15 protein-coding genes are annotated in these 15,405 nt (G+C 68.5%); 8 read left to right on the top strand and 7 right to left on the bottom strand.

The features are described 5' to 3' along the window. Window positions 1–103: 103 nt before the first annotated feature. Window positions 104–784, bottom strand: a complete 681-nt coding sequence (locus ACIRD8_RS09710) for a response regulator transcription factor (RefSeq protein WP_099174135.1) — start codon at window positions 782–784, stop codon at window positions 104–106. Then, window positions 781–2,049, bottom strand: coding sequence for a sensor histidine kinase (locus ACIRD8_RS09715; RefSeq protein WP_403988455.1), 1,269 nt, complete (start codon window positions 2,047–2,049; stop codon window positions 781–783). Before ACIRD8_RS09715 ends, ACIRD8_RS09710 begins: the two co-directional genes overlap by 4 nt. Window positions 2,050–2,296: 247 nt before the next feature. Here ACIRD8_RS09715 and phoU point away from each other — a divergent pair, with 247 nt between their 5' ends. Continuing rightward, complete coding sequence (phoU, locus tag ACIRD8_RS09720; RefSeq protein ID WP_099174137.1) at window positions 2,297–2,974, top strand: phosphate signaling complex protein PhoU; 678 nt, start codon at window positions 2,297–2,299, stop codon at window positions 2,972–2,974. 182 nt (window positions 2,975–3,156) lie between these two features. Next, window positions 3,157–3,300, top strand: a complete 144-nt coding sequence (locus ACIRD8_RS09725; RefSeq protein ID WP_356707990.1) for a hypothetical protein — start codon at window positions 3,157–3,159, stop codon at window positions 3,298–3,300. 157 nt (window positions 3,301–3,457) lie between these two features. Here the strand turns inward: ACIRD8_RS09725 and ACIRD8_RS09730 are convergent, their stop codons facing one another. Then, window positions 3,458–4,729: an MDR family MFS transporter gene (locus ACIRD8_RS09730; RefSeq protein ID WP_403988458.1), complete on the bottom strand. Its 1,272-nt coding sequence runs from the start codon at window positions 4,727–4,729 to the stop codon at window positions 3,458–3,460. 202 nt (window positions 4,730–4,931) lie between these two features. Here ACIRD8_RS09730 and ACIRD8_RS09735 point away from each other — a divergent pair, with 202 nt between their 5' ends. Then, window positions 4,932–5,693 carry a phosphoglyceromutase gene (locus ACIRD8_RS09735; protein ID WP_403988460.1) on the top strand — a complete coding sequence of 254 codons (762 nt, stop codon included), beginning with the start codon at window positions 4,932–4,934 and terminating at the stop codon, window positions 5,691–5,693. A 191-nt stretch (window positions 5,694–5,884) separates the two neighbouring features. Here ACIRD8_RS09735 and ACIRD8_RS09740 read toward each other — a convergent pair whose 3' ends face one another. Next, window positions 5,885–6,643 carry a DUF6928 family protein gene (locus ACIRD8_RS09740; protein ID WP_403988461.1) on the bottom strand — a complete coding sequence of 253 codons (759 nt, stop codon included), beginning with the start codon at window positions 6,641–6,643 and terminating at the stop codon, window positions 5,885–5,887. Window positions 6,644–7,342: 699 nt separating this feature from the next. Next, window positions 7,343–7,882, bottom strand: coding sequence for a GNAT family N-acetyltransferase (locus ACIRD8_RS09745; RefSeq protein ID WP_403988462.1), 540 nt, complete (start codon window positions 7,880–7,882; stop codon window positions 7,343–7,345). Between the two features lie 91 nt (window positions 7,883–7,973). Between ACIRD8_RS09745 and ACIRD8_RS09750 the strand changes: the two genes are divergently transcribed. The 5 genes from ACIRD8_RS09750 to ACIRD8_RS09770 all read left to right on the top strand — a co-directional run bounded on the left by ACIRD8_RS09750 (window position 7,974) and on the right by ACIRD8_RS09770 (window position 14,443). Then, complete coding sequence (locus ACIRD8_RS09750; RefSeq protein ID WP_403988463.1) at window positions 7,974–8,183, top strand: hypothetical protein; 210 nt, start codon at window positions 7,974–7,976, stop codon at window positions 8,181–8,183. Window positions 8,184–8,266: 83 nt separating this feature from the next. After that, on the top strand, window positions 8,267–9,727 hold the full coding sequence (locus ACIRD8_RS09755; protein WP_403988464.1) for a site-specific integrase: 1,461 nt from the start codon (window positions 8,267–8,269) through the stop codon (window positions 9,725–9,727). A gap of 83 nt (window positions 9,728–9,810) precedes the next feature. Continuing rightward, window positions 9,811–11,682: a hypothetical protein gene (locus ACIRD8_RS09760; protein WP_403988465.1), complete on the top strand. Its 1,872-nt coding sequence runs from the start codon at window positions 9,811–9,813 to the stop codon at window positions 11,680–11,682. Further along, window positions 11,679–14,024 (top strand): hypothetical protein, encoded by a 2,346-nt coding sequence (locus ACIRD8_RS09765; RefSeq protein ID WP_403988466.1) that lies wholly within the window; start codon window positions 11,679–11,681, stop codon window positions 14,022–14,024. Before ACIRD8_RS09760 ends, ACIRD8_RS09765 begins: the two co-directional genes overlap by 4 nt. Beyond that, window positions 14,024–14,443: a hypothetical protein gene (locus ACIRD8_RS09770; RefSeq protein WP_403988468.1), complete on the top strand. Its 420-nt coding sequence runs from the start codon at window positions 14,024–14,026 to the stop codon at window positions 14,441–14,443. The genes ACIRD8_RS09765 and ACIRD8_RS09770 overlap by 1 nt, the downstream gene beginning before the upstream one ends. A 12-nt stretch (window positions 14,444–14,455) precedes the next feature. Here the strand turns inward: ACIRD8_RS09770 and ACIRD8_RS09775 are convergent, their stop codons facing one another. Then, on the bottom strand, window positions 14,456–14,803 hold the full coding sequence (locus ACIRD8_RS09775; RefSeq protein WP_403988470.1) for a hypothetical protein: 348 nt from the start codon (window positions 14,801–14,803) through the stop codon (window positions 14,456–14,458). Between the two features lie 59 nt (window positions 14,804–14,862). Next, a complete protein-coding gene (locus ACIRD8_RS09780; protein ID WP_403780662.1) occupies window positions 14,863–15,225 on the bottom strand; it encodes a hypothetical protein in 363 nt (120 codons plus the stop codon). Window positions 15,226–15,405: the final 180 nt, after the last annotated feature.

Below are 15,405 nucleotides of genomic sequence, written 5' to 3' on the forward strand. Positions count from 1 at the left end.
ACACCCCCGTACGGGCCGCAGGAGGCCGCGGGCAACAGCTCGCGGCCTTCGGCATATGGCCTGCGGCTTGCGGCTTGCGGCCTTCGTTCTACGGTTTTACGGTTTACGGCTCGAACTTGTAGCCCAGGCCCCGCACCGTCACCAGGTAGCGCGGCGCCCCCGGGTCGGGCTCGATCTTGGCGCGGAGCCGCTTGACGTGGACGTCCAGGGTCTTGGTGTCGCCCACGTAGTCGGCGCCCCAGACCCGGTCGATCAGCTGCATGCGCGTCAGCACACGCCCCGCGTTGCGCAGGAGCATCTCCAGGAGGTCGAACTCCTTCAGCGGGAGATCGACCTTGCCGCCGGAGACCGTGACGACGTGGCGGTCCACGTCCATCCGGACCGGCCCGGCCTCCAGGGCCGCCGGGGTGACCTCCTCCGGCTCTCCGCGGCGGCGCAGGACCGCGCGGATGCGGGCCACCAGCTCCCGCGAGGAGAAGGGCTTGGTCACATAGTCGTCGGCTCCTATTTCCAGGCCCACGACCTTGTCGATCTCGCTGTCCTTGGCGGTGACCATGATCACCGGAACGTTGGACCGGACACGCAGCTGCCGGCAGACCTCCGTACCGGGCAGGCCCGGGAGCATGAGGTCGAGCAGCACGAGGTCGGCGCCGTTGCGCTCGAACTCGTCGAGGCCCTCCGGGCCGGTGGCCGCGATGGCCACCTCGAAGCCTTCCTTGCGGAGCATGTAGGACAGGGCGTCGCTGAAGGATTCCTCATCCTCGACGACAAGCACTCGGGTCACGGAAGGGCCTCCGGGGCAGGAAATGTGTCAAAAGAATCGGTCTCGTACGGCCCGTCGTGGTCAACAGCACCGTTGACGACGAGGGATCCGCCGGTGGTACGACTCCGTACGACGCCCGACTCGGGCAGTCGCAGGGTGAACGTGGAGCCCTGTCCTTCCGAGCTCCATACGGTGACCTCCCCGCCGTGCGAGGCGGCCACATGCTTGACGATGGCGAGGCCGAGACCGGTGCCACCGGTGGCCCGTGAGCGGGCCGGGTCGACGCGGTAGAACCGCTCGAAGACACGCTCGCGGTCCTTCTCGGAGATGCCGAGGCCCTGGTCGGTCACGGCTATCTCGATCAGATCCCCGCCGGGCACGGCCAGCTTCCGGGCGGCGATGCCGACGCGGGTGCGGGCGGGGCTGTAGTTGACGGCATTCTCCACGAGATTGCCGAGGGCGGCCGCCAGCTGGCTCCGGTTGCCCCAGACGAAGAGGTCCGCTGTGCCGCCGGAGGCCATGGTGATCTGTTTCGAACCGGCCTGCTGACGGCACCGGTCGACGGCCTCGGCGACCAGCTCCTCCACCCGTACGGGCTCGGCGTCCTCGAGCGGGTCGTCGTTCTGCACCCGGGAGAGGTCGATGAGCTCCTGCACGAGGTTGGTCAGCCGGGTCGCCTCGATCTCCATGCGGCCGGCGAACCGCTGCACCGCCTCGGGGTCGTCGGAGGCGTCCATGACGGCCTCGGAGAGCAGGGAGAGCGCTCCGACCGGGGTCTTGAGCTCATGGCTGACGTTGGCGACGAAGTCACGCCGCACCGCTTCGATGCGGCGGGCCTCCGTGAGGTCCTCCACCAGCAGGAGGACCAGTCGTGAGCCCAGTGGGGCGACCCGGGCCGATACGGCGAGCGCCTCGCCCCGGCCCGTACCGCGGCGCGGGAGGTCGAGCTCGACCTGTCGTATCTCACCGTCACGCCGGGTGTCCCTGGCCATGTGGAGCATCGGCTCGACCGCCAGACGACCGCCCCTGACCAGGCCCAGCGCATACGCGGCGGAGCTGGCCTTGACGACGCTGTCGCTCTCGTCGAGCACGACGGCGGAGGAGCTGAGCACGGAGAGGACCGTGTCGACCCCCGGGGGCAGCGCGGCGTTGCCGTCGGGCCGCAGGGACGTACGCGTGGGCCGCTTCTGCTCGCGTTCGCTCCAGCGGAACGCCAGCATCGCGATCACACCGGTACAGAGCCCGGCGATCGCGGCAGCTGCGGCGACTGCCGCGTTCACGTCCATGCCTCAAGGTTATGCGGGCTCGCCGACACTCTCCCAGCCATCCGGGTGCCATCTCGAACACTCGTCGCCCAGAGTTCACCAAGGGGATAGTGCCGGTTCACTTAGGCGGCCGGATCCCGACGCGTTGGCCCCGCACCGTGGCAGCGTTGGGGGTCGGCCCCTAGACCCCGGCCTCAGCAAACCCGGCCGGGGTGGGGGACGCCGCCCCCGCTGCCGGCCGGTCACAAGGATCTGGAGAGGGACTTCCATGCGCGACGCCTACCACGAGGAACTCGACTCGATCGGCGAGGACCTGGTCGAGATGGCCAGGCTCGTCGGCTCGGCGATCGGACGGGCCACGACGTCCATGCTCGACGCCGATCTCAAGCTCGCCGAGAGCGTGATCGCCGCGGACCAGAAGGTCGACGACCTCCAGCACGACCTGGAGGCCCGCGCCATCGCGCTGCTGGCCCGCCAGCAGCCGGTCGCCACCGATCTGCGGATCGTGGTGACCTCGCTGCGGATGAGCGCCGACCTGGAGCGCTCGGGCGACCTCGCCCAGCACGTCGCCAAGCTGGCACGGCTGCGCTTCCCCGAGTCGGCGGTGCCGCACGACCTGCACGCCACCATCCTGGAGATGGGGCAACTCGCCCAGCGGCTGATGGCGAAGGCCGCCGAGGTGATCATCACGAAGGACGTCGACCTGGCGCTCCAGCTGGAGCAGGACGACGACGAGATGGACCTGCTGCACCGCACGCTGTTCCAGCACCTGATGGACGACCGCTGGAAGCACGGCATCGAGACCGCCGTGGACGTCACCCTGCTCGGCCGCTACTACGAGCGCTTCGCCGACCACGCCGTGTCGGTCGCCAAGCGCGTCGTCTACCTGGTCACGGGTGAGCACGCGGACGAGATCCAGGCGGCGACGCCGGTGGAGGGGGCGTAGGGGGCGCGGCCCCCACGGCGGTCGCACATCCGTTCCCGCGCTCGTGCGCCGTTGATGCGCCCTCCGGGCTGGGCATGCAATGGGTGCGGGGGCGGCGCGGCATGCCTGCGGCCCCCCGCCGTCGGCATGTGTGCCCACACATGTGCCGTACGCCGTCGAGTCGTACGCCCTGAGGAGGGACCATGGCCGATTCCCCCATGACCGAACCCCAGCAGCAGGAGACCCCGACCGAAGTGGTGCATCTGCCGTTGCTGGGAGCCTGCGGCTGCGGCTCGGGCTGCGGGTGCGGCTGCCAGTCCGGCGCCCCGTGCCAGTGCGGCGGCTGAGCCCGGCCGAATCCTGCGGCGGTGCCCCGCGACGGACACGTGTCCGTGGCGGGGCGGCGCCGCGAGTCCTGGCGGGGCGGAGCCGCGTTGGGCTCGTACGCCTCGGACCGCGGGCCCGTACCCCTCCCGTACCCCTCCCGTACTCCTTCCGTGCTCCTCAGACTGCGGGCTCGGCGACCGTCCGGTCCTCGGGCACCGGCGACGAGGCGACCACCGGCTCCGGCAGCTCCAGGTTCCGCATGAGCAGCCAGTAGCCGAGCGCGGTCACCGTGCCCAGGACCGCACAGGCGCCCCACAGCCAGGCCGCGCCGTAGTGGTCGATCACGAAGCCGGACATCAGCGGGGCGACGAGCGCCGCCACCGACCAGGACATCGTGTACATGCCCTGGTAGCGGCCCCTGCCGTGGGTCGGGGACAGCTGCACGACGATGCCCGTCTGCGTCGGCGCGTTGACGATCTCTGCCAGGGTCCAGACGCACACCGTCATGGCGTACGCCCCGACCGATCCCGCGAACGCGGTCAGCCCGAAGCCGTAGCCCGCGAGCAGGGACGAGAGGATCAGCAGCCGGCGCGGGTCGCGGTGCTGGATGAAGCGGGTGACGGGGATCTGCAGGGCCACGATCAGCACACCGTTGACGGCGATGGCCGTGCCGAAGTCGGAGGCGGACAGCCCGTCCGTGCCCATGGCCACCGGCAGGCCCACGTAACCCTGCTGGAAGATCAGCGCGACCAGGAACGACAGCCCGACGACGCCCATGTAGCGCCCGTCGCGCAGGACCGTACCCAGCCGCACGTCGTCCGGCGCCGGGGTCCCGGCGGCCCGGGGTGTCGCCTCGGGCCGGGACTCCGGCACCTTGAGGAAGACGACGACGGCGCAGAGCAGGGTCAGGGCCGCCTCCCCCATGAAACCGGCCAGATAGCTGTACTCGGCGACGAACCCGGCTCCGGCCGACGACACGGCGAACCCCAGGTTGATGGCCCAGTAGTTGAGCGAGAAGGCCCGCACCCGGTCCTCGGGCCGGACGATGTCGGCCATCATCGCCTGCACGGCCGGCCGGGACGCGTTGCTGGCCATGCCCACGACGAAGGCCACACCGGCGATCGCCACCGGGTGGACCATGAAGCCGAGCACGGCCACGGACACGGCGGTCGAGAGCTGCGCGATCAGCATGGTGGGGCGGCGCCCCAGCCGGTCGGTCATCACCCCGGCACCCAGCGACGACACGACCCCGCCGAGCCCGTGGAGTGCGGCGACGAGACCGGCGTACGAGGCCGAGTAACCCCGGTCCAGGGTCAGATAGAGCGCCATGAACGTGGCGACGAACGCCCCGAGGCGATTGACCAGCGTGCTGGTCCACAGCCACCAGAACTCCCTGGGGAGCCCGGCGACCGACTCGTGTGCCGCCTTCTTGAGACCGGCGACGGACATAGGGCTTCTCCCGGGACGTGCGCGTACGGACAGGACGCCGACCCTGTAAGAGGCCCTGCGACAGCCCGAACCTTACGAAGGCGGATTCCCCGGCCGCCACTCAATTGACGCCGCCCGTCAACAGTCGGGCCCCACTCCCACCCCCGGTCCGCCCTTCGGGCGAGCGCGCGGAGGCCGCACGGGTTCGATTACGCTCGGACCCATGGCCGACGCACCGTACAAGCTGATCCTCCTCCGCCACGGCGAGAGCGAATGGAACGCGAAGAACCTGTTCACCGGATGGGTGGACGTAGACCTCACCGACAAGGGCGAGAAGGAGGCGGTCCGCGGCGGTGAGCTGCTCAAGGACGCCGGCCTGCTCCCCGACGTCGTGCACACCTCCCTCCAGAAGCGCGCGATCCGCACCGCCCAGCTCGGGCTGGAAGCCGCCGACCGCCACTGGATCCCCGTGCACCGCTCCTGGCGCCTGAACGAGCGTCACTACGGCGCCCTCCAGGGCAAGGACAAGGCCCAGACGCTCGCCGAGTTCGGCGAGGAGCAGTTCATGCTCTGGCGCCGCTCGTACGACACCCCGCCGCCCGCCCTGGAGGACGGCACCGAGTTCTCGCAGAGCGCCGACCCGCGCTACGCGACGATCCCGCCGGAGCTGCGCCCGCGCACGGAGTGCCTCAAGGACGTCGTCGAGCGCATGCTGCCGTACTGGTACGACGGCATCGTCCCGGACCTCCTCGACGGCAAGACCGTCCTGGTCGCCGCCCACGGCAACAGCCTCCGCGGCCTGGTGAAGCACCTGGACGGCATCTCCGACGACGCCATCTCGGGCCTCAACATCCCGACCGGCATCCCGCTCGCCTACGAGCTGGACGCCGACTTCCGCCCCCTGAACCCGGGCGGCACGTACCTCGACCCGGACGCGGCGAAGGCTGCGATCGAGGCCGTGAAGAACCAGGGCAAGAAGAAGTAACGCGACACCAACAAGCCCCCGACCTGCGCTTACGGCGCGGGGGCGGGGGCATTTCCACGGCCTGGGCCCACCGTGGGACTCAGCCCAGCGAATCCTGCGGCGGTCGACGTGCTTCCGGGCCCGGTTCCGGCTACTCGGCAGAAGCTGCGCGTGCACCTTGCGAGGCCCGCACGGCCGGAGAGCGGCCCGCGTTAAGAGCCCGTCCCGTCGATCAGTACGCCGTCAGGTCCCATCGTGTAGAACTGCGGCGGCCCCATCGCTGCCCGTGCTCTCCTCATCTCCGCTTTCTCCTCGGCGGGGTCGGGGCCGTTCGGGTCCCGTACGACGAAGCCATGGAGTTCGATGTTCGCCGCGTCGACGTCGTCGGGCTCCGGCATGCCCTCCTGGACGAAGCCGCACAGCGCGCGCAGCGCGTCTTCGCCGAGCTCCAGAGGGTGAAAGGGCAGCGCGTACGGCTCCTCTTCCTCGCCCGGCCACGGAATGACGTCCGCCGGACGGTCCCCGGCCCAGTAGGGGAGTTCGAAGGGGAGGGGCTCTCCGACGTTTTCGATGATCCCGTCGTCCGGTGACAAGCTCAGGGATCGGACGAGACGGCCGTCCTCCCACACAGCGAACGCCAGCCAGTCGACCACGCTGTGCATGGCGTGCAGAACCAACCGGCGGCCGGCACTCGCCGCGACAAGATGCGAGGGCAGCTGTGACGGGGAATCGATCATCACGCGTCGATCGCAGACGATCTCCAGGCCGGGCCAACTCGCCGCATAGGTGGTTCCGTCCGGGGGATACACGCCTTCGTACAGGCCCGAACCCTCACTCTCCTGGATCTCGCACCCCGGATTGAGTCGCCGCATCGTCGCGGACGTCTGCTCGAAGTCCGCCGCTCCCACGTGTCGCAGCCGGCCGGGCACCTCGCCGTCGGCGTACACGAGCAGACCGGTTTTGGCTCCCAAAGCCCCTCCCTACGTGCGATGCGAACGTGGCTGCACCGTATCCCCCCGCTATGACACAGGAGCGGCGTCAGCACGGCTGCCTCGGCCGTCTCCGGGCCGGCCGAGGCTGCTCCGGCAGCAGCCCGTCAACGACCTGACATCCAGCCGCACCACAACAAGCCTCCTGGGTGGGAGTTTTACGCTCGGTGGGAGGCTTTCCGGTGCGCCGGGCCTTTCGGACCGTCGGGTACGACGACATCGGCGGCGAACGCGGAGCGACGCTCGAAACCTGGCAGGGTGAGGACCATGCAGTACTGCGAGCGCCATGAGATGCACAACTGCGCGGACTGCGCTGCGCGCGCACCCCGCGGCAGCGCACCCACCAGCGAATGGGAGGGCTGGCCGGTGGCTGCGATCATCGTCCACGCCAGCGGCAAGGCCCATCTTCCCGGCTGCATGCACATCGTCCCGGCCGACATCCGGTCGCCCCGCTACGGCTGGGTGCTCGCCCCTTCGCCCGGGGCATGGCGTCGTCTCGCACCCTCCAGCCCACTCCGAGCCACCCAGGGCAACACCCAGCGGGAGGCTGTGAGCCGCTGTGAAAGCTGCGATGCGATGCAGTAGGGAGGCCGCTCGCTCCCTCCGTGACACACCCCAGGCCAGTCGCCGGGTGCTTCCTCGTGCCCACCTCCTGGGGCGCGGGAGTTCCTGGCCACCCCGTCACTCGCCGCCCGTAGCGGCAGCCCCCGCCCCCCGCACCCCCAGCCACTGCTCCGCCCCGTACTCCTCGAACCGTTCCGCCTCCGTGAATCCCAGCTTCGCCGCCAGGCGCAGCGACCGGGTGTTGGCCGTCTGGGTGCAGAGCGCCACCGGTTCGTCCGGGAGTGTTTCCGTGAACCAGGCGAGTGCCGCCGTGCAGGCCTCGGTGGCGTACCCCTGGCCCCAGGACGACGGCAGGAACATGTAGCCGATCTCCGCTGTCCCGGTGGCCCGTTCCGCGTCGCGGCGGTCCAGCGTGACCGTGCCGATCATCGCTCCGGCGCGTTCGACCACGAAGAGGCCGGGGCGTCGTCCCGGTGTCCCGGGGACCGCGCGTTCGAGCTCGGCGCGTGGGCGGGGGCCGCCGAGGTAGGTGCGTACGTCCGGGGAGGCGAACAGTTCGATGAACGCCGGTCGGTCCCGGGCCTCGGACTCGCGGAGCACGAGCCGTTCGGTCCTGATCGGGGCGGGGGGCCAGGCGACGGGTCCGAGTCCGGTCATGGCGGGCAACCTATCGCGGCACGGGGGCGGGAAGGCCCGGCATCCGTACGGCCGTTGTTCCGGGAGGCGTGCGCGGGGGAAGACTTCCGGCATGACCGAGTACGCCGCTGAGCCGCTCGCTGCCGACAGCCGTGGCAATCTCCTGGTCTCCTTCACCCCGGGGCGAGAGGACTCGCCTCCCCGGGACGCTCCCGTTCCCGTGGCGCTGGCGGCCCTCTGGCACGGAGGCTGCGTGCTCATGGTCCACGACCGGAACCGGGCGTCCTGGGAGCTGCCCGGCGGTTATGCCAAGGGTTTGTAGCTGTCTCAGCCAGCTTCTCACGACACCGTCTCTGAGCTGGGAGTTAGTTATGTTCATGGTGATCCCGATGTCTCAAAGGACCCATGAGCTACTTCTTCACGTCACGCAGCAAGGTACGTCGTTTCTACGAGCCGATACCCGAGGTAGGTCTGGACGGAGCTCAGTACACGAGCCGGGACAAGGCCCTGAAGGACGGCACCCCGTTCTTTCTCGGGCCGGACATGCGCCCCAGGGAGCCTCACTGCTCGTTCTTCTTCGAACTGGCCAAGACGCTCGAGGCCAAGTCCCTGCAGGACTACACCTACGACTTCCTCGACCTGGACGACTTCCTGGCCAGGTTGGACCCGCCGGCCGATGTGCTGTCGGCTGATGAGGACGATCTGATCGCCTACCGCGAATACTGCACCGAGTACCGCGATGAACCGATGGGACCGGCAACGTGGAAGCGCCGGCGGGCCACGATCAACCGCTTCTACGACTGGGCCGTCGACGAGGCGAAGGTTCTCGATCGGCGCCCGTACTACCGGAAGAAGAACGGCAGGGACATTCTTGCCTGGGGGTCGACCACCCAGCTGGATGTGCGCCATCTGACGTTCGGGCAATGGTGGTTCCTGGACCGGGTGGGCCTTCGCGGATTACTGCCCGACGGGGCGGCCGACCCCTCGTTCCGCTCTGGGCACGCGCTGCGAAACAGCTGCGGGGGCAACCTGGCCATCACGACCGGACTTCGCCTGCGCGAGTTCAGCACCTTGTTCGACATCGAGGTCGGTCCTGCGCGTCGGGACGGCTCTGCCTGCGAGGTCGAGCTGGAGGCCATCGCGAAATTCGGCCTGCCCAGGACCGTCGAGGTCCAGGACGCCATGCTGCGAGACCTGGACTGGTACCGGCGGACCGAGCGCGCCAGCTGCATCCGCAAGGCCGCACGGAACCTGCACCGCCAACGCGACGAGCTCTTCGTCGTCGACGACGTCAACCTGCGCACGATGAAAGTCAGCGGAATCCATGAGGGCCGCCGACGGACCTACACCGTCAAGGCAATGAAGGCCCCGCTGCGACGAATCACGGTCATCGAGGGCGACCACGGACTGGAGCCGATGGCACTGTTCGTCGGACGCAACGGGCGGATGATCAGCAGCCAGCGCTGGGAACAGGTCTTCACCGCCGCCCACGCCCGGACGCTACGGATCGCCGCTGAGTACGGCCTGCCCCTGGAGATGCCGAGCAGGGTCCGAATCCACGACCTGCGCCACACATTCGCGATCTTCATGCTCGAGCAACTGACTGAGCTGCTGATCGCCCAAGACGCCGAGCAGTTCCGCCTCACCGGCCATACACCGGCCTACGCGGCCGACCACGTGTCCCGCAATCCGTTCTTGACCGTTATGCGGCTCCTCGGACACCGCCGACCGGAGTCGACCATGCGCTACCTGACCTACAAAAGAAGGACGAACTTGCTGGTCGCGAGGGCTATCAGGGACTGGAACGAGGAGGACCGCACCTACGCGGACCTGGCCGCTCGCCACGCCTCCGGCTGGGCCACCTGATGCCGCGCCGAGGAGAGCGCCGCCCCCAGTCAGCCGCCATTCCGCCGCGGCCCGCGACCGTACGCGAAGTTGACCGCATCGGCGTGCGGGAGCTGACAGAGGTGAAACGGGGCCGGCTGGCCGCCAGCCGGATCGATCCGGGTGACTACGACTGCCCGGTGCTGGTCGCACAGCTGGCCGACGCCTGGCTCGACTACCACCACAAGGCGGCGTTGAAGAACAGCGACGGCTATTCGGGGGCGGTTCGTGCGTTCGCGAAGTTCGCCGGCCCGTATCTGATCGCGTCGGGCCTGGACCCGGCCGATGCCCGTCTGGACGATGACCGCATCGACCTCACCGAGGTCATCTACGCCTGGGAGAACGATCTCCTGGCGAGGTATCCGCAGGACGCGGGGCGGCCGTGGCAGTTCGCCAGGGCCCTGCTGGTGCTGATCCATCACCGTGCTGAGCGGGATGCGAAGGTGCCGGACAAGCTCCGCAAACGTGCGGCGGCTCCCGCCAGTGCGCGCAAGGCCAGCAGCCAACCGTTCGACGAGTTCTCCAACGCTGAACGCCTGGCCCTGAAGGGCGCGGCCCAGGCGGATCTCCGGGCTCTGGAGAAGCGGCTGACCCGGGGCAGAGAGCTCTTGGCGGTCGGCCGGGATCCGCGCGAGCACGGGTGGAGGGAACTGTCGAATCTGGTCTGGGCTGCTCGCCACCGCGTGCTGACCAGCGACGGTCTCCAAGACGGCCTTCCGCCTCACGCCAGGTATTGGCCCGAGGAACTGCAGGACGTACGTCCGGCCAGTAAGGGCGCCCTCGCCGGTCGCTACGGCCTCATGCGGGCCGCGAACGGGTTCCTGTTCCCTCAAGAGTTGGACCTGCACCCGTTTCGGGTGCTGCTGCTCCTTGCGATGCTCGACTGCACCACGGATGAACTGGCAGCGCTCCAAGTCCCGGACCTCGAATTCAGTGCCCAGGGGGTGCGCGTCGTCCAGGTCAAGAACCGGGCTGAGCGGATCCGCGCCGACTACCACGTGACCGACCGGCCATTGGAGGAGGGCGAGGGCCCTGGAGAACTCGCCTACGAAGGTCGCGGCGAGTGGGACGTGGCCGGGCTGCTGCGGCGTCTGGTGCAGGCCACCGCGCTGACCCGCGAGGTGTTCGGCGGTGAGCCCTGGCTGTTCACCGCAGTGGAGTCCGCCGAGAATCGCAGCACCATGGACGCCCGTTTTGCCAGGTTCGTTGATCCGGGGAGGCGTTTCACGCACTGGATCGCGTCGCACCTCGACGCGTCTGGTGCGACCGTCCTGGACATCTCCGAGCCGCATGAGGCGCGTCGTCTGCGCAAAACCGCGAAGACCACGCGGGTTGTCGCCCTGGGCGGCACCTTGTCCGACATGGCCGGCGACGACCACAGCATTCAGGTGTTCCAGGGGCACTACGCCCACGGCACCACCGCCCATGTCCTGGCCGGGGCGGCGATGAACCGCGCCCAGCAGCTCGTCTTCGACCGGCTCGCGGCCAAGCCGGTCCTGGTCACCCCCCACGCGCAGTCCCGCTTGGGCGAGCCCGAGGTCGCCCAGGCGCTGGGCGTGAGCCCTGAACTGGGAGCCGCACTGAGTGCTGGCGAGCTGGACATGGGCGTGAGCAACTGCAAGGACCCCCTGGACTCCCCGCACAGCAGCCCGGGCAAGCTCTGCCATGTCGCGCCGGCGATGTGCATGATCTGCGGCAACGCCGTCGTGTTCGTCACCCAGCTGCCGCAGCAGCTCCTGTTGTCCGACCACATCGAGCAGATGCGCCTGACCCAGCCGCCCATGGTCTGGGAAGCCGTCTGGGGGCGCCAAGCGAGGGCTTTGGCCGAGGTGTTCGAGGAGTGCGCCGAACACCTGCCCGCGGCCCGTCGGGCGATCAAGGAACAAGACATTCGCCTCAACTTGTCGTTGGGCATGCGAACGGAGTACGACCGATGACCGCCCCCACTTCGGCTGCCGCTCTCGTCCGGCTGGCATCGCGTACCTTCGCCGACGACGAGCCGGTCTACACGGCCATGTCCGGGCAACTCCCTGGAGTCGCGGGGCCGGTGTTCGGGCGGGTCGACGAGTGGCCCTGCGACTGCCTCAGGCGGCCGGCGAACCGAAAGCCGCATGAGTGGAAGTGCTCCTTCCCGCTCGACCCCGTCTGGAACCTGCGGGCGCGGGAGGTCGCGTTCTGCATGCTCAACCCTCACCACCGAGCGCTGAGGGACGCGGGAATCTTCCCCGGCCGAAAGATCTGGAGTCCGGCCACAGTCCGCAAGGAGTGCATTTGCCTGGCTGCCCTGGGTACCTGGGCGGTCAAAGAAGGCATGCCGGATGACCTGCAGATGTGGGCGACCGAGGACTGGCAGGGTTACATCGACCACCGTGCCTCAAGCACCGGGCCCGAGTCGGTACGCAGTACGGTCGGCGCAGTGCGGCGCTTGGTGCGGTACTCCGGAGTTCTGACGGGCACCGGAGTGCTGGAGGACCCCTGGCCGGGGAAGACGGACAGTGAGGTGGCCAAGCTCGCGGCCAGCGACAACCTGTCCACGCCGTCGATTCCGCCGGAGGTCTGGTGGCCGCTGCTACGGGCGGCCTGGGCCTACATCGACCGATTCTCCGCAGACATCCTGGAGCGGCGAGACCGTGAGCCCGACCGGTTGACAATGCAGGATCCGTCGCCGCGTCGTCTGACAGCGGACAGTACCGACTCGCAGTTGCAGCAGTGGCTCGCTGATCCCGCGAACCTGGTTCCCCTCAACCCGCACGACACCCGATGGCAGCCGAAAGGGGTCCCGATATGGGCTCTGCTCAGCCGGAGCATCACGGGAGGCGCCAGCAAGAAGATCTTCGAGCTCGCCGGTACTAAACAGGGTGCGATGCGCCGGTCGGAGGTCCTGCGGATGATCGAGGAAACCGGCAGGGTCGAAACTCTCGGTCCCCTGGAGGTCAGGCGGAGGGTGTCACATTTCCCTACGCAGGAGTCGGTCAAGCGCTCCCGGCAGTACCTGGACGACACGCTCCACAGGTGGCTGGCCAATCCGGCCAACGTCATCCCCGTCCACGCGAACGGAGCGGCCTCGGGCCGCGCGGGTGAGCCGGTGTGGTCCAGGCTGGAGGAGCTTGTGCTGGAAACGCCCGCGCAGATGAGTCTCTTCAACAACACAAGCCGGGCCAGCCGGCGTCGGCGCGAGGCCGTACTCCACGTCCTGGCAACCGGTATTCACCCAGTGGTGAGCTACGAACGGAAGCTGATCCTGGAGCTTCACATGCTCAGGGCAGCCTGTTACATCTTCGTCGCCGCGCTGAGTGCCATGCGCGACTCGGAGATTCAGGAGATCCAGCGCGGCGCACTCACCCAGCACTACGGTTCCCCGGCGATCGCCTCCCGCAAGGTGAAGGGGGACTCCTCGACGCCCAGAAAGAACTGGTGGATCATCGAGCCTGTCGCGCAGACCCTGGCGGTGGCCGAACGCCTGTCCTGGCACGACACCCACCTCTTCACAGCACTGGGCGCGGGACGCGTCGGTATTAAGGCGGCAGCCGACATCGACCTCTTCATCGCGCAGGTGAACGCCAACCGGCACCTCACCGGCCTGGAGGAGATACCGAGCGGGCGTGTCCGCCCGCACATGTTTCGCAGGACCATGTCGATCATCGCCAGCCAGCAACCGGACGGCGAGATCGCGGTCGGCATCCAGCTCAAGCACGCGGCGCGGCGCGCTCTGGCCAACCGCCTATCCGGGGCATACGGCCAGATCGACGCCAAGTGGGCGAAGGAGTTCGACACCGACCTGCAGACCGCGGCCGCCCGCAAGCTCGTGAGCCTCCTCAAAGCCCGCCGCAGCGGGGAGACCATAGCGGTCGGACCCGGCGCCGCCCGCTTCCACGCCGGACTGGACAAGGTCAACACCGCCATCGACCAGAGGCCGTCACTGCGAGCCCAGATCGCTGACGAACGGCTGGAGATCACCCTGCTGCGGGACGAGTTCGCCGACCTGCACCTGGGCACGGTCAACCACTGCATGTGGAACGCACCCACCGCGGAGTGTCAGAACCAGCTCCCCCTCGCCCAGCGCGGCCAAGCACCACTGCTGGGAGCCTGCCAGCCTTCACGCTGCCGCAACTCCGTTCTGACGCTGTCGCACGAACGGATCTGGCGAATGGAGGAGGCCGACCTGGTGGAGTTCTTGAAGAAGAAGCTCTCCAAGCCCCTGCGCGACCAAGCGTTGGCCCGACTCGCGGAGGTCCGCGCCGCCACCCAACAGATCGACCGACTCAAGGAGAGCACCTGATGCCGGTGTCCGCGGCAACCGCCGACAAACTACGCGAAGCCATGGCCCGACTTCTGGCCGGAGAACCCCTCCACAGCAATGGCGCGTTGACGAAGGAGAACTTGGCCCGCGAGGCGCGGGTCAGCCATGCCACCGTCCATCGCGCCCAGGACATCCTGGCTGAATGGGACGCCAAAGTTGCCCACCCCGTCCTGCGCACGCCGGGAGAGATCCGCCGCGATGAGACGATCGCCGAGCTGAAGACCAAGCTCCGCAAGGCCAACAAGAGGGCCGGCGAACTACAGGACAAACTCGACGCCCTCGCTACGGTGACCGCGAACCTCTATCGCGAAACCATCGAGCTGAAGAAGAAGGCAGCACGCAAACCGGAGCAGAACCGACTCGGTCTCCTCCGCGGCGGCAACTCTGTGGAGACATGACCCTCGAACGAGTCAGCTCAAGAAGCGGGCGACGTGAACGTCAAGCAGGGTGCCGAATGCGTCTGCCGATGCGACCTGCGGGGCGTCGCACACGACGTTGTCGCCTGTCAGGGTGTCGAGGTCGGCCCAGCCTCCCCGATACAGGGTGATGTGCGCTTCGATTCCTACGGTGTTCGTGATGCGTACTCCAATCGAGTCCGGCTCGATGACCAGCGACCTGTCGGTTTGGAGGGGTTGGGGCCAGGAGGCAGTCTCGTCGCGCCACGTCACGGATCCCACGGTCAGGCCGACTGCTTCCCAGCCGTTTCGGCGTTCAGTGATCTTCGTGGCTGCCTGGTCGAGGTCGATGATTCGCTCCATGGCGGAATAGTCGCTCACCGGCTCCGGTGGCATCCAGGAATTCCGGACGGCCGGCGACATCAACGGAACCCCTCCCGCTGATCAATGTCGACGGGGACCCCGCGAGTGCGCAGTCGGGCCATCAGGAATTCCATCTCCGGCAACGTCCCTTCCAGGCCGTCGCCGCTCAGTTCGCCGACCAGTTCCTGGGCCCGCGACAAGGAAACCGCCGAGACTTCCCTGAGGACCTTCAGAGCCGGAACGAGGCTTGGTAGCGGACCGGCGAGTCGCAGCCTGGCGGGTCCGTTCGCGGCGAGCAGGGCCTCTCGCACATCGTCGGGCGCCGTCCCCGGGCCTGCGTCCTCGCATATATAGGTGCCACAGGCTGCGCAGGAGAACTCGGAATCCGACCACAGGGCATCGTCGAGGATGAACTGGTTCACCTGCCGGACTGCCATGGCGCCGCACTCGCCGCAGCGTGTTGCGATCTTCGCTGTCTGACCGTGCACTCGGGCTCCCTGTTGTTCTGCTCCTGCTCGCAGGATCCTCTCGCGGACGATGGTGTGAGCGCGACCGGATTCGGGCCGCTACAGCGCTGAGCATGGGAATGGGGCACGCCCGCG

It is taken from the genome of Streptomyces sp. NPDC102451, from assembly GCF_044765485.1.
GTDB lineage: Bacteria > Actinomycetota > Actinomycetes > Streptomycetales > Streptomycetaceae > Streptomyces.